The organism is Methylobacter marinus A45, assembly GCF_000383855.1.
Taxonomy (GTDB): domain Bacteria; phylum Pseudomonadota; class Gammaproteobacteria; order Methylococcales; family Methylomonadaceae; genus Methylobacter; species Methylobacter marinus.
In genome coordinates, this window is record NZ_KB912877.1 from 358,174 (window position 1) to 372,856 (window position 14,683).

The 14,683-nt window shown below is 54.9% G+C and carries 14 protein-coding genes; 8 read left to right on the forward strand and 6 right to left on the reverse strand.

Going from position 1 to position 14,683, the window contains the following annotated elements; translation table 11 throughout:
* Positions 1 to 525: 525 nt before the first annotated feature.
* From METMA_RS0101485 to METMA_RS0101495, 3 genes are all read left to right on the forward strand, one after another.
* Positions 526 to 1,140 carry a cation transporter gene (locus METMA_RS0101485; protein WP_020157286.1) on the forward strand — a complete coding sequence of 205 codons (615 nt, stop codon included), beginning with the start codon at positions 526 to 528 and terminating at the stop codon, positions 1,138 to 1,140.
* Between the two features lie 231 nt (positions 1,141 to 1,371).
* Positions 1,372 to 1,905, forward strand: coding sequence for a copper resistance protein NlpE (locus tag METMA_RS0101490; protein ID WP_020157287.1), 534 nt, complete (start codon positions 1,372 to 1,374; stop codon positions 1,903 to 1,905).
* A 791-nt stretch (positions 1,906 to 2,696) separates the two neighbouring features.
* Complete coding sequence (locus METMA_RS0101495; RefSeq protein ID WP_020157288.1) at positions 2,697 to 3,050, forward strand: hypothetical protein; 354 nt, start codon at positions 2,697 to 2,699, stop codon at positions 3,048 to 3,050.
* 265 nt (positions 3,051 to 3,315) lie between these two features.
* Here the strand turns inward: METMA_RS0101495 and METMA_RS0101500 are convergent, their stop codons facing one another.
* Positions 3,316 to 4,251 (reverse strand): radical SAM protein, encoded by a 936-nt coding sequence (locus METMA_RS0101500; protein WP_020157289.1) that lies wholly within the window; start codon positions 4,249 to 4,251, stop codon positions 3,316 to 3,318.
* 37 nt (positions 4,252 to 4,288) lie between these two features.
* Here METMA_RS0101500 and METMA_RS0101505 point away from each other — a divergent pair, with 37 nt between their 5' ends.
* From METMA_RS0101505 to METMA_RS0101515, 3 genes are all read left to right on the forward strand, one after another.
* Positions 4,289 to 4,987: a metal ABC transporter ATP-binding protein gene (locus METMA_RS0101505; RefSeq protein WP_040590877.1), complete on the forward strand. Its 699-nt coding sequence runs from the start codon at positions 4,289 to 4,291 to the stop codon at positions 4,985 to 4,987.
* 6 nt (positions 4,988 to 4,993) lie between these two features.
* Entirely contained in the window at positions 4,994 to 5,773 is a 780-nt protein-coding gene (locus METMA_RS0101510) for a metal ABC transporter permease (protein WP_020157291.1), read from the forward strand.
* Positions 5,774 to 5,937: 164 nt separating this feature from the next.
* Complete coding sequence (locus tag METMA_RS0101515) at positions 5,938 to 8,397, forward strand: NAD-dependent epimerase/dehydratase family protein (RefSeq protein WP_020157292.1); 2,460 nt, start codon at positions 5,938 to 5,940, stop codon at positions 8,395 to 8,397.
* A 311-nt stretch (positions 8,398 to 8,708) separates the two neighbouring features.
* Here METMA_RS0101515 and METMA_RS0101520 read toward each other — a convergent pair whose 3' ends face one another.
* From METMA_RS0101520 to METMA_RS0101540, 5 genes are all read right to left on the reverse strand, one after another.
* Positions 8,709 to 9,038, reverse strand: coding sequence for an exosortase system-associated protein, TIGR04073 family (locus METMA_RS0101520; protein ID WP_020157293.1), 330 nt, complete (start codon positions 9,036 to 9,038; stop codon positions 8,709 to 8,711).
* Between the two features lie 57 nt (positions 9,039 to 9,095).
* On the reverse strand, positions 9,096 to 10,505 hold the full coding sequence (locus METMA_RS0101525; protein WP_020157294.1) for a sodium:solute symporter family protein: 1,410 nt from the start codon (positions 10,503 to 10,505) through the stop codon (positions 9,096 to 9,098).
* A gap of 197 nt (positions 10,506 to 10,702) precedes the next feature.
* Positions 10,703 to 10,957: a hypothetical protein gene (locus tag METMA_RS0101530; RefSeq protein ID WP_232216307.1), complete on the reverse strand. Its 255-nt coding sequence runs from the start codon at positions 10,955 to 10,957 to the stop codon at positions 10,703 to 10,705.
* 171 nt (positions 10,958 to 11,128) lie between these two features.
* Complete coding sequence (gene draG / locus METMA_RS0101535) at positions 11,129 to 12,022, reverse strand: ADP-ribosyl-[dinitrogen reductase] hydrolase (RefSeq protein WP_020157296.1); 894 nt, start codon at positions 12,020 to 12,022, stop codon at positions 11,129 to 11,131.
* Between the two features lie 22 nt (positions 12,023 to 12,044).
* Positions 12,045 to 12,881 (reverse strand): NAD(+)--dinitrogen-reductase ADP-D-ribosyltransferase, encoded by an 837-nt coding sequence (locus METMA_RS0101540; protein WP_020157297.1) that lies wholly within the window; start codon positions 12,879 to 12,881, stop codon positions 12,045 to 12,047.
* Between the two features lie 55 nt (positions 12,882 to 12,936).
* Here METMA_RS0101540 and METMA_RS0101545 point away from each other — a divergent pair, with 55 nt between their 5' ends.
* Together METMA_RS0101545 and METMA_RS0101550 are read left to right on the forward strand one after the other, a co-directional pair.
* Complete coding sequence (locus METMA_RS0101545; RefSeq protein ID WP_020157298.1) at positions 12,937 to 13,662, forward strand: glutathione S-transferase family protein; 726 nt, start codon at positions 12,937 to 12,939, stop codon at positions 13,660 to 13,662.
* A 49-nt stretch (positions 13,663 to 13,711) separates the two neighbouring features.
* Positions 13,712 to 14,464, forward strand: coding sequence for an HAD family hydrolase (locus tag METMA_RS0101550; protein ID WP_020157299.1), 753 nt, complete (start codon positions 13,712 to 13,714; stop codon positions 14,462 to 14,464).
* Positions 14,465 to 14,683: the final 219 nt, after the last annotated feature.

A 14,683-nucleotide genomic window follows, 5' to 3' on the forward strand; every position in this document is an offset into this window, starting at 1 on the left:
CATGTGGAAATTTATAAGGTGCGGTGATAGCGCCTGCTGGAAATGGCAACGCCCCCTTGCCAATGAATATTAGTTCTATCTTATACCCTAAAATTAATCAAACCTGTCCTGCTCAGGGAAATATCATAGATACATTATTTGTAAGACCCCGGCCTTGATCTGGCCGCCTAAATATTAATTCGCATCGACTGTATTCAGTTTGGTACAAGACAGGCAGCCATTGCCCAGTTACGTCAGAACTTTGGCAATCAACTCAATGGGTTTATGATGAATTACAATGAATCAGGTTTCATATAAGACAGTCAATATTGTCGATATTCGATTCCTTAGGATTTGGCTAAAGATTACTTCCTGAAACTGGAATCTTGCATAGGATGTGCCGACGACAGGAGGCGCATCGCTCGCGAACGATGCGCCTCCTGTCGTCGGCACATCCTATGTTTAAACAGGGAAATTATTTACAACCAAATCCTTATTTCATTCACGTTTCTTATTTCATTCACGTTTCTTAATGAGGATTGCACGATGAGCGGTTGTTGCGACGATGAATGTTCCCTGGAGCGCCTGCGCGAACGGCAGCGCGGGACGCTATACATGGTCCTCGGCATCAATGCCGTGATGTTTTTTGTAATCGTCTCCGCGGCGCTTTATGGCAATTCAACCGCGCTGCTGGCTGACAGTCTCGATAACCTGGGCGACGCATTGACCTACGGCCTGAGCCTGTACGCGGTATCGAGGAGCACGGCCGTCAAGGCCAAAGTCGCCCTGTTTAAAGGGGGACTTATTTTTCTTGCGGCGATCGCCGTGGCCGCTCAGGTTATTTACAAACTGTTCGTCCCGAGTCTGCCCCTCTTCGAGGTCATGGGCGCGTTCAGCCTGCTTGATCTTGCCGCGAATTCCTTGTGCCTTTTTCTGCTGTGGCGGCACCGCCGCGAGGATGTGAACATGAGTTCGGTATGGGAGTGTTCGAGAAACGACATCGTCTCCAATCTTGCGGTTTTTGCGGCGGCGGGAGCCGTCTGGCTTACCGGTTCCGGTTGGCCCGACATGGCGGTTGCGCTGGGACTCGTGGTGTTTCTGATGCGCTCGGCCATCCTTGTTATTGCTTCGGCCATGGCCGAGTACCGTGCGGCATCCTGAGATTGCGATCCCCAAAGGCGCCGGCATGCGTTGCCGCGCTTCACCCACCACACCCTCTTCACCTCCAGCGCTATCTGTCGCCAATACCGTCTGAATGACCGGAGGTTGGCAAATGACGTGGTTCGGACCGGTTTTTGCTGACAAATTTACAAGCTCTTTGAGGGCAAATCTGGTAAATTTTCCCTTCCATTATCCACTGGCATAACCATCGTTACTTTCCGGGGAGTCATTATGCAAGCATTAAAAAAACCCTTTACACACAGTCTGGGCTTGTTGCTTTTTACCAGTCTGTTCTCTGCTGTTCCCGCAATGGCAGCCACCGACCTCGAAGCGCAAGAAGGCTTCGCCAGAGCGCGGGCAAAAATCCACGAACAAGAAACCAATCACGCCGCACACGAAAACCATATCGATAAAAGTCTGGAATTTCGTGGTGTTTTCTACGGCTATCTCCCCTGCGACGATTGCGCGGGAATCAAAACGACGCTGTCTTTAAAACAAAAAGACAATTATTTGCTGGTAACTCAGCCCGCAAGAGAGTCCTCAAGGGAATTTTATGAAAAAGGGAAATACAGCTGGAACGACGAAGATCAAACCGTTGTTTTAACGCCAAAGAAGGGCGGGACGCATAAACGGTACTACCATATTGAAGATGAAGGGACGCTCATTCAGCTTAATGACGATGGCGCCAGGATGACCCGTGAGGCGGATCGCTATGTTTTGCGCAGAAGCGATACGGTCAAATCGCGAGAGGTACATATTCACTGACGTACAGCCTGCTCGAAAACAACAGAAGCGCATAAAGGGCTTACCTGGGACAAACCGCCTCGGCAAAAGCAAAGGCGGTTTTTTATTGCCGAGACAGGATATCGAACATCGACAAAACTCCATCAACATAAACAAATTCGGTCAGGCGCTTTTCCGTGTCGACTTGTCCCTCATTCACAGCCCTTTCCCCCTTGTGACGTACAGCCGGTAGCCCATGCTGCAATCACCGCATGGTATGCAATCGAACATAACAAACGTCGATGGCTGATCTCTTTTAACCTGAGCCATCCATGAAACATGGCTTTTTTTAAACCCGACTCCCCTGCCATCTGATAATTTCAAGAGATTATCTTCGAAGGCTTGCCTGTTAAACCGGGATAACATACCTCTGGTACAGGATAAACATAGCCCGCAGCTATAGGGTGGGCGCATGCCGCGTCTCCACGCGAAACATCCGTTAGGTATTTATCCGTATTGTCCACTGAGTTCACACTATGATAGTTTCACTGCAAATCACATCCATTTAAAACTAAGGAACGGGAATGAAATAAGACCCGCAATTGAGGCAGGATTTCTGTTCATATTCAAGGCGCGCAAACAGGCGCATAGCCAGCTATGAAACTGTTTGCGCAACGCCGAAGAGGGACAGAAAGACAAGTCAGTTGCGGGAGTTATAAAATTCACGTTCCTAAGGTCATCGGCGATTAATCCGCGGCATGCAGGCCGAAACAGTTTGTTTTTCAAGCATGTTTACCGACACCATCCGATAATCACAACCAAGACTTTATTTTATGAATATTATCAAACACACAGCGTTAACGTTCTTACTGGCTTTCTCATTGGCTTCAACCAGCCCTATCGCTTATGCGCAGGAAGAAGCCGCCAAACCTTCAGTTTACAGCCCCAATGAAGCCATCATGCATCTTGAAGCGGCGAGAGTCGAAATCGTCAAAAACGATTTCGTGCCGCCCAGTAATCATCTAAAAGCCGCGCGTGCGATTGCCAAAAAAATAACGGGAGATCCGGACATCGTCAAACAGGCCAACGCATGCATCATTCAGGCGCAAATCAAATTAAAAGAAGGTGATATTGAAGGCGCGACAGAAAAAATCAACAAAACGTTGGAACTGTATAATTCCCTTTGATTTTAAATGGCGGACAAACCGCGCTCTTACTCGAACCGAACTTTGGCGGCCGGCGCAACAACGGGGCCGCCTCAAACGGCGCCATAACTCCATGAATTTAACAACTGGCACTCAGTTAGCCTTGGTCTGACGAGTAAAATTTGCAGAGCATTCATAGCGTGTGAATAGTGCGAATAAATTCGCACCTACAATTTACCCGCCATAATTAAATTGACTGACTACCAGGGCATTACGGCAGTGGTGGGATAAGAGATGCAAATTGTTTTTAATGATGCATTCTTAGATAAAAATAATGCCCCTGGTACTCGACTTCCCGCAATGCTTTCCGGGCCAACAACTGTTGAACGACGCTCCAGTCCTGACCGGTTTTGCCAAGCAGCTTTAAAACAGCGTCCTTGCGCATCGGGTGCACCGCGGTGATTGCCAGCAGATCATCGGTAAAATTGCCGGTCGAAGAGAAGGCATCGCCTTCGTAGCCGGTGAGCAATTCAACGCCGGGCATGATCAGGCTTACGGTTTGGTAGATGCGGTTGAGCGTTTCCGCGCCGGGTGCGTGAACGCTGCTATCGGCGGTGGGACGCGTAGGTATGGCGAGATAAACGTTGTCGGGCGCCAGTGTTTGCAAAAATGCCGCCAGACGTTCCACCGAGCCCTGACCGGTATTGATGCCTTCGAGCAACATGGTTTCGGTCGCCAGCGTCCCGTTAAAATCGGCGGCAAAAGCCCGCATGCCGGCCAATATGTCGTCCAATACAAGCCCTTCACAGGGCCGGTTAATGCGCCGCCAGACCGGTGCGTCGACGGAATCCACCTTTAGCGACACCCAATCGGCCAGGTTCAGTATTTCCCGCACCGGGGCTTGCCAGATCAGCGAGGCATTGGAGATGATGGCAATGTTGATGTTCAGGCCGCGCAACAATTCAATAGCCTTGCCGAGGCCGGCATCGAGGGTAGGCTCGCCGTCCGGAACGAAGGTTAAATAATCGACGGTTTCCTGCCGCTCATTAAGCTTTGCCAGGTGCTGCTCGACGGCATCGAAAATATCTTCCGGCCGGTAAAAAGCACGGGGCTGAATTTCCGAGGCTTGCGTCGGTCCTACCTGGCAATACAGGCAGGAATAGGAACAGTGCTTCGGCGGTATATTGTTGATGCCCAGACTGCGTCCCAGGCGTCTTGACGGTACGGGTCCAAATACAAGCATACGCGCCTCACTTTTTTATTGCATGGCGGTGGAAATAATGACCAATGATAACAAAGTCTTGGAAGTCAGCAATTTACACATGAGCTATGACGGACAAGCCATCATCGAAGGGCTTACTTTTTCCATGGCGCAACGGGACATTCTGATCGTTTTAGGCCCTAACGGCGCCGGAAAAACCACGCTGCTGCGCGGCCTGCTGAATCTTCTGCCCTATCAGGGCAGCGTTATCTGGCATGCCCGGAAAATCGGCTATCTTCCGCCTCAGGAATCGCTGCAGCGGCAAGGCCTTCCGCCGCTGCAACTGGCGGAATTCTTTCACTTCAAAACGCATGATACCGGATCGATCAAGGCAATGTTGTCCGATGTCGGTCTGGATGACAGTTTTTTAAGCCGACAATTCAACGAATTATCGACAGGACAGTTTCAACGCATGATGATTGCCTGGTCGTTGCTGGATAATCCGGATGTCTTGATCCTGGATGAGCCCACGTCGGGCATCGACATCGGCGGAGAGGAAACCATTTACAGCCTGCTGCATAAATTCTGGCAGAAACAGAACCTGACCATGCTGTTGGTGACTCACGACCTGCATGTCGTCTGGGAATACGCTACCCAAGTCCTCTGCCTGAACCGGCAGCAGATGTGCATGGGCAAGCCCGACGAAGTCTTGACGCTGGAGCAGTTGAAGCAGCTTTACGGCACCGGCATCAAGTTTTATCAACATCGGCACGGGTAAAAAATCATGGTCGGACAAATTTTTCTTGCGCTTATTCTTGCCGGGATAATCGGCGCCGTCGGCGGTTATCTGGGGTCGTTGATGTTGACCAAACGCATGGCATTAATGGGTGGGGCGCTCGGCCATCTGACCTTGCCCGGCGTGGCCCTGGCATTGCTTTATGATTTCGACGTATCGCTCGGCGCGGTGCTGTTCCTGGCTTTCGGCGTGGCAATGATCTGGTTTCTGGAACGAAAGACCCAACTGCACCTGGAAGCGTTGACAGCGGTGGTGTTTTCCGGCTCGCTGGCGGTCGCCTTTCTGTTCCTGCCGGAAGAAGAGACGGATATCGCCTTACTGGGCGACATTTCCCGGATAACACCGGCTACCGTTTTCAGTACCGCCGCGATTTCCCTGGGCCTATTCTGGATGATCAAATCCATTTATGAGGATTTGATCCTGGCCGGCATTTCACCGGACCTGGCGCAGACCGCCGGCGCGGACCTGAAGCGCAATAACACGCTCTATCTCATCTGCATCGCCATCACCGTGGCCTTGGGCGTGCGTATCGTCGGCGGCTTGATGACCGCGGCGCTGCTCGCCATTCCTGCCTGCACGGCCAAAAACCTCAGCACCAGCCTGGGGCAATACGCGCTGATCAGTACCCTCGCGGGGTGTCTGGCCTGCCTGGCCGGCATTCTGGTCTATGCGGCTTCCGACATTCCGCCAGGCCCCGCGATCATTATCGCCAGCGTGATTCTGTTCCTGGTTTCCGTTTTCAAACCTTTTGCCCTGTCCTTTCACTGATGCCGGTGCGCGGACAGGTTCTCCCGCTATAGCGCAAGTGCTTGTATTACCGATAAAAGCATGAACTTTATCTTGCCCTTGTCGCTCGAAAATCCGTCAGGTATCCGTTTCGCGATGGCTCGATAAACCGGATGATCGCTCAAACTCTTCAGGAGAAAACGCTCATGGTTAACAAGACTGCGAACGCCAAAGACATTGTGTTGATTACCGGCATCAGCGGTTTCCTCGGCCAGGCGCTGAGCAAAGCGCTGGAACAGCATTACCGTGTTGTCGGCCTCGACCGGGATGCCGACCCTGAAAAATTTCCCGGCTACATCGATATAGACCTGACCTCGGACAGCGCCGTTGAAAAAGCCCTGGATGATGTACGCCAGCATCACGGCACGCGCATCGCCTCGGTGGTGCATCTGGCCGGCTATTATGATTTTACCGGCGAACCGAACCCGCTTTACGAGAGCGTCAACGTCAAGGGCACCCGCCGCCTGTTGCGCGCCTTACAGGGATTTGAAGTCGAACAGTTCATCTACGCCAGCACGATGCTCGTGCACGCGCCGACCGATCCCGGCGTGCCGATCACGGAGGATTGGCCGATACAGCCTAAATGGGCCTATCCCCAATCGAAGCGGGAAACCGAGCAAGTCATCATCAACGAGCACGGCGCCATCCCCTATGTATTGGCGCGCATCGCCGGCGTCTATACCGATAGCCTGCAGCCGCCGACGCTCGCCAATCAGATACAGCGGATCTACGAGCGCCAGTTCACCAGCCGGTTTTTCGCCGGCGATATCTCGCACGGCCAATCGTTTGTTCATATCGACGATTTGATCGAGGCTTTCATGCGCATGATCAGGCGGCGCAGGCAACTGCCTGACGAACTTGAGCTGCTCCTGGGCGAGCCGTTGACATTAGGGTATGAAGCGCTGCAGAACGAGATCGGCTACCTGATTCACGGCGAAACATGGCCGACCGAGACGTTGCCGAAACTGTTGGCCAAGGCCGGCGCCGGCTTGCAGGAGAGCATGGAAGTCGCGATACCGGATTCCATCGACAAGGGCGAAAAGCCCTTCATCAAACCGTTCATGGTCGATCTGGCCGATGATCATTATGAACTGAACATCGCCCGGGCCCGGAGCCTGCTCGCTTGGGAACCGCGGCATTCGCTGCGCGACACACTGCCGGCGATCGTGGTGGCGCTGAAAGCCGACCCGTTGAGCTGGTATCGGCGCAATAAACTGACTCCCGCGGAATGGGTCGAAACCATGGCAGCCCACCCCGAGCCGGCCGAGGACCTGCTGCATGGCTATAACGAGTCATGGCGTCAGACGCACAGCGAAAACCTCTGGGCGCATTTTTTGAACATGGCGTTGGGCACCTGGCTCATGACCAGTCCGGCTACCCTGGGTTATCCGGGCGAGGCCATGATTCTCAACGATCTGGTCGCGGGCGCCCTGGTGCTGGTATTCGGCGCGCTGTCGCTGTCGCGGCGCATGGCCTGGGCGCGCATTGCCAATGCGGTCGTAGGCCTGTGGCTGTTGTTCGCACCGCTGGTGTTCTGGACCTCGAGCGCGGCGGCTTATTTGAACGATACCCTGGTGGGCTCGCTGGTCATCGGCTTCGCGCTCCTGGTTCGCCCCATGCCCGGCGTCGGCCTCATGGCCAGCTTGAAAGGCCCCGACATTCCGCCCGGCTGGGACTACAGTCCATCGGCATGGACGCAGCGCGTACCGATCATTTTTCTGGCTTTCATCGGTCTCTACGTCTCGCGCTATCTGGCCGCCTATCAGTTGGGCCATCTCCCAAACGCCTGGGACCCTTTCTTCGGCGACGGCACCGAGCGCATCATCACTTCCGACATCTCCAAGGCCTGGCCCGTGCCCGACGCCGGCCTCGGCGCCGTGACTTACCTGCTGGAAATACTGACCGGCATCATCGGCGGGCGCGACCGCTGGCGCACGATGCCCTGGCTGGTCATTCTGTTCGGCCTCATGATCGTGCCCCTGGGCGCCGTCAGCATTTTTTTCATCATTATCCAGCCTATTCTGATCGGCACCTGGTGCACGTTGTGCCTGGTAGGGGCCGCGGCCATGCTGATCCAGATTCCCTACGCCTTCGATGAAATAATCGCCACGGGCCAATTTCTGGCCGAACGCCGCCGCAAGGGCAAATCGGTCATATTGGCTTTCCTGCGCGGCGACACGATGGAAGGCGGCCGCAAGACCGAACGGGAAAACTTCGAAGGCTCGCCCTGGGCACTCATCAAGGATATGCTCGGGGGCGGCGTCAATCTGCCCTGGACACTGGTTCTGAGCGCGGCCATCGGCATCTGGCTGATGTGCACGCGACTGATTTTCGGGACGCAAGGCGAGCAGGCCAATAGCGATCACCTGATCGGCGCTCTCGTGGTGACGGTTTCCGTTACGGCGCTGGCGGAAGTGATGCGGCCGGCGCGCTTCATCAATATACTGCTGGCTATCGCCCTGATAGCCTCGCCGTTGATGTTGGAGGGCGGCAGCCGCCTCGCCGACTGGTCCGGCGTCCTGGCGGCGCTGTTGCTGATTGCCGCCAGCCTGCCGCGCGGCAAGGTCGAAAACAGCTATGGCGGCTGGAGCCGGTATTTGTTTTAGCGGCTGGCTAAAAGCCCGTAGGGTCCGCACTGCGTACCTTTCCCTGGTTCCCACGGTCCTGAGGCTGTGAAAGAATTAGTGAAAAACGTCATAAAAAGCCTTATTCACCACGAAGATCACGAAGGACACGAAGAAAAAATTAAGTTAATCAAAGGCTTAAAACTTCGTGCTCTTCGTGTCCTTCGTGGTTAAACCCTTTAAATTGAATACTTTCACAGTCTCTCCTCCGTGGGAACCGATACCGTGCTTTGAGAGCGGCATGTCGTATGCACACCCAGCCAAGCCTAGTGAGTTGCGTGGTTTATGAAATATTATTCGAAATAATCCCAAGGATATTCAGGCGCTAAAATAGGCTGAAAACCCGCCGGTGCCGGGAAAGGCGCGGAAACAAACTCATAAACACCGATGAGTTCGCGGGCCACCAGCATGCCCACCCCTTTCGCCAGGCCGATGGGTACGCCAACGGCACCCTGGGCGCGTGTTTCATGGATAATATTGCCCGGCACTTCCAGAAAACCACAGGTCATGCCCGCCAGTCCCCGGCCAAATTTATGCGCGGCTGATTGCGCATGGGCATCAGGAAATGACAATAGCATCGCCGCCGTAAAAGCAGCCAACAGATAAGTGCGTAACTTTTTCATATGCATTCCTCTACTTCTTATTATGTGGAAAGCCTATCTTACTGCATAAGCCGGGTATTAAAAATTGAAGTCTTTGCGCTTAACCATCAGCCATGACTTGGGCCGCCGCGTTTCCAAGTACCCCGCCAGCACATAGCTGACCAGCGCCGTCGCCAGAGACAGCAGATAAGGCGCGCCCAGATCGAGCACATGATGCCCGACAATCCATGTCGACATGCCGGTCAGCAGCGTAACGGCGGCGCTCATGCTGCCGCCGAAACGCGTGAACAGGCCGAACACGACGACGATGAAAATACCGGCGCTGCCGAATGCCGACGCCTCTTCCACCAGCGTGTAGACGCGATCGGCATGCAGCGCCAGCACAAAGGCGATGATGCCGCATGCCATGACCACGATCCGCGCGACTCTGACCTTGCCCTGATCGCTGATGGTCCTGACGGCCGGCACGATCAGGTTATGCGACACCAGGGCGGAGGCCGCCAGCAGGGCGCTGTCGACGGTCGACAAAATAGCCGAGATCAGCGCGCCGGCGAAAATGATGTACAAAAACGTATTCAGATGCTCGCGGGCCAGCCGCGGCAGAATCTGCTCCGGCTGCGCCAGGCCCGGCACCAATTGAAAGCCGAGCAGGCCGATGAACACCGGTATCAAGCCCACGGCCAGATACAACAGGCCTCCCTGGATACAGGCCCGGCGCGCCACCTCGGGCGAGCGGCTGGCCAGCACGCGCGCGACGAGTTCCTGTGACAGGACCGAGCCGCAGATCGGTATGGCCCACTGCTCGATTTTGGCGATCAGGCCGCCGGCTTCGGCGCCGAACAGGCTAAGCCTTTCCGGGTGAATATGCGCCATGGACGCATCGAAACCGCCGCCCGCCTCCAGCACAAAAAACAGCAGCAGCAACAGACCGATGATCAATGCGACGCCCTGCACGGCGTCGGTCACGACATCGGCCATCAGGCCGCCGTACATGGTATAGACGATCACGACCAGCGCCGCGGCGGCAATGGCCAGCTCCACTTCAAATCCCGACACGGCCGACAACACCTGCCCGAACGCGCGAATCTGCGCGGCCGCCCACATGACCGAGGTCGGCGCGATCAGCAGAACGGCCAGGTTTTGAACCCTGGCCGAATAGCGCTGGGCAAACAGGTCGGCCAGCGTGGTCAGATTGCGCCGCCATAACTGCACGGCGAACACCATGCCCATCAGCACCAGGCAGATGGTATAGCCGAACGGGTCGATGGTCGCGCCCGACAGGCCGTTCTCGTAAACGGAGCCGGCCGCGCCTATGCAGGTTTCGGCGCCGAACCAGGTCGCGAACACGCTCAGACTGGCCATGCCCGGGCCAAGGCTGCGCCCGGCCAGGAGATAATCGTTTTCACTGACGATACGGCGCGAAAAATACACGCCGATCAGCAATTGCAGCAGGATATAGGCAATAATCCCGTAGACAACTGTAGGCATATTCTTACAATGGGCTTAAAAAAAGGCCGCTATTCTAGCGCAGCTGGCCTGGTATTTTGTAACGAAATGATCCGGCGAAGCATGCGGAGAGAATATTAAGATCTGATGTTACGCAGTAAGTTGAATTCAGATCGGTTTAGCAAAGTGTCGCTAGCGCGACGATTATTTGAATCGGGTTTATCGCACCCGAAGGCGAGTTACTTTCTTTTGCGCGGCCTCGGCAATTGCTCCTGCATTGCTCTACCTCCTGCATCCATGCAGTCGAAAAGAAAGTAACCAAAGAAAAGGCCGCCCGTTGCCGCTTTTTCCTTGCGCTCCTCACTTTCGACGAGGGTTGCCAAAAGGGACTTCCTGTCCCTTTGGCAACGCGCTGCATCCATGCAGCGCCCCTTCGGGCTGTTCTCGCCGAAAGCTGCGGTGCTCGGCGCGGCAAACGGGATAAAATCGTCCATGCCTAACATCAGTTAAGATAAAAAACTTTATGATTCATTAGCTGCTATTACGCAGCTTTAGGGCCGAATTCACTTGTGCCCTATGGGTATTCGCACTGTGCGGATAAATCCGCACCTACAACGGAAATGCATCCGCGCACTTGAGGAAGTTATTTTATGCGCATTCCTTAATTAATCCACAGTTCTTCCAGACTGATTCAGCTTCAATAAGGCATCGGTCTGCCGCTTCAGGGTTCGGCTGATGGCCGGCTCCAGCTGCGCCAGCCAGCGCGGCGGAATGGCATCGACGCCGTAATGCGCGCCGGCCAGCATGCCGGCCAGCGCGCCCGTGGTATCGGCATCCTCGCCGCGATTGACGGTTTCGGTCACGCACGCTTCGAATGAATCGGTATGAAAAAAATAGTGAAACACGGTTTGCAGCGTATCGACGATATAGCCGCCGGCCCGGCCCGGATAGGGATCGAATTGAAATTCAGGGTGCGCATCTATCAAGTCCTCGGCCTGTTGCCGGCAAGGCGCGATGCCGTCGCCCGCAAACAAGGCTTGCAGCATCCGCCCCAGGCACAACGTCCCCGCATCGGACAACGGATGGTGATGCGTGAGATGGCATTGCTCCAGGGTTTGCCGCTCGAATGCCCGCGCGTCTCCCAGGGTTGCGATCGCGACCGGCAGATTGCGCATGCAGGCGCCGTTTCCGGCTTCGGCTTCGTTGACCGGGCCTGCCAGCGCCCCGGTTTTGATGTAGCGCCGGATGCCGCGGCGGCAGGTGTTGCCGATATCGACCGGCGATGATCGCAGCCAGTCGGCGAACGCGTCGGCCACGCGCGTCAAATCCCAGCCGCCGCTGTCAATCATGGCCTGGGCCAGAGCAATCGACATTTCGGTATCATCGGTAATCTGGCCGGGTCGTAACGTCAGCCAGCCGCCGCCGATTATGTCGCGATGCACGCCATATTCGGCACGAATTCGCTCAGGCGTCATAAACTCCACGGTAGCGCCCAGCGCATCGCCGCAGGCCAGGCCCAGATAAGCGCCCAGAGCGCGGTCCTTAAGCGTCAAGTTCATTCTGTGTATTCTCCTGTTTGTCCTAATAAGACACCCGCACCTGATAACTGCCGCCTATCACGAGATACTCGGACTCTCCGCGCAAGGTATGCCGGGGCAGCAGATCATTGAAAAACAGCAGTTTCTCTCTCGGCACCCTGGCTTCGATGATATAGTCGCCGAATTCGCTGGCCCGGCTGCGGCGATCGGTAAATGAAACGATATTATTCAGGCGCAGGAACATGCGGTGGCCATCCATTTTTTCCCGCACGCAGTCCTCGGTGAATTTGTTGATGCCGCGGTACAGCGTCATGTGGCTGCCGGCCGGCGCGTTGAAGCGCGTCGCGACCCACTGGCAGAATTCGTACAGCAAATCGAGCTGCAGATAGATGCAGTTGTTGTGATAGCGGCTGTTCATTTTGTCCTGAATATACGCCATCCAGGCCTGGGTGGTGAAACCGCTGATCGGCGCCTTGTGATAAGTCGGCAATAGACCGAAGCGGCTTTCGACCCAGCCCTTCAGTACCGCGCTTTGGGCGTTGTTGGAATCGAAGCTCCAATCCTGCAACAGGCTCAGGTAACTGCTGCGAAACCGCCGCCGGCCCTGCGAATCGACTTTAAGCCGCTGCTCGTCCTCAAAACCGAAAACCAGGCTCATGTAATCCTGAAACACGGCCCCCGCCTCCGCCACGGTCCGCGCGCCGGCCAGTTTATCGAACAAGCCGGCATTGGCCTCGCGGGTTCCGTGTATGTGCAATTCGCAAGGCTGTTCGTTGAAATCGGCACTGGCCAGCCACGCCGTGGAAATACCCAGCAGATTGGTGCTGTGGCCGGTGAATGCAATATTGCGTTTCAAGGTGTTATTATTCACAATCGTCATCCGATCCCTGCAACTGATGGGCCTAATAGTACATGCAAGTACCAGGAAAAACACCATGCTGACTCTCTATCAATTCCCTATTTCCCATTATTGTGAAAAAGTGCGCTGGGCGCTGGATTACAAGAAACTGGATTACCGGACCATCAACCTCCTGCCCGGCCTGCATCGATCCAAGGCCATGAAACTGAGCGGTTCGTCCTCGCTCCCTATCCTGGTCCATGACGGCAAGGCCGTCAGAAATTCCAGCGACATCATCGATTATCTGGACCAGCAGTTCCCTGAATCGTCACTGACCCCTGCCGATCAGGCGCTAAAACAGGAGGCCCTGGACTGGGAAGCATTCGCCGATGAACAGCTGGGAATTCCGGTCAGGATGGTTTGTTACAATGTCTTGCTTGACCACCCGGATTTGCTGATGCCGATATTTACCGCGGGCGGCCCCTGGTACGGACGCTTTATCATGCCGGTTCTTTACCCGAAACTGAGTAAGACCATGCGCAGCAAGATGAAACTCGATCAAAGGACCTCGCAAATTGCCCTCAAACAACTCAGCCGGGCTGTCGAGAAACTGGATGCCCGCCTGCAAGGCCGGCAATTCCTGGTCGGGGACCGCTTCACGCGTGCCGATCTGGCCGTTGCGTCCTTGCTGGGGCCGCTGCACAAGGCCGAAAAATACGGTGTTGCCTGGCCGGGGCAGTTCCCCGAAGCCCTCGAGAAGATCAGCGAGGGGTTTGCCGAAAACAAGACCTGGGTTAAGCGCCTGTACGCCGATCACCGTTAATCGTTCAGGGCCGCAATTACCGCTTACACGACTTTAAAACAACAAACCTATGAACAACTCCATTATCTATGCGCTTGATTTCGACGGCGTAATCTGTGACAGCGCGGTCGAGACCGCGATAACGGGCTGGAAATGCGCAGGCCAGATCTGGGACGATATGCCAGGCCCCGTGCCGCCGTCGCAACTGATCGACCAATTTCGCCAGGTGCGGCCGATCATCGAAACCGGTTATGAAGCAATACTGGCCATGCGCCTGCTGCACCTGGGCGAGACAACGGCTGCGATCTATACCGACTATGCCGGCAAAACCCAGGCCCTGATGCAGGCTGCGCAAGTCGATGCCGGCGACCTGAAACAACGTTTCGGCGCAACGCGCGATGCCTGGATAGAGACGGCGCTGGCCGACTGGATCGATATGAATCCGTTATTCTCCGGCATCAGCGAAAGACTCCAACGGCTGGGACAACAGGGCATCTGGTATATCATCACCACCAAGCAGGAACGCTTCGTCAAACAAATCCTGAAAGCCAACCGGATTGAGTTGCCGGACGCGCATATTTTTGGCCTGGACCGCAATATGAGCAAGCAGGAAGTTCTGAAGAAACTGCTGGAGAAACATTCCGGACAGCCGATTCATTTTGTCGAGGACCGGCTGCCGACCTTGCTGAATGTGCTGAAAAACGACCAACTGGCCGAGATCAAGCTCATTTTCGCCTTGTGGGGTTATAACACCGACGCGGACAAAGCCGTCGCCGCGCAAAATCCCTTCGTCAGCCAATTGCTGGAAGACTTTCTGGCATAGCACATCCGAATGCCGCATCCAACGGATTGCGGCATCAATTACTCCGCAATTTATAAAACCTTATTTTTATCAAAAACTGTGTCATTTCACCTATTGACCAGGGCATATGCCACAGAAGTATATTATTAAAAAATAAACTTATAATAAATTCAATTACTTAAGAATGGCACAACTTCTGCTATATCACCTGTATCCAAACAACTGTTTGGCCGTATTGAC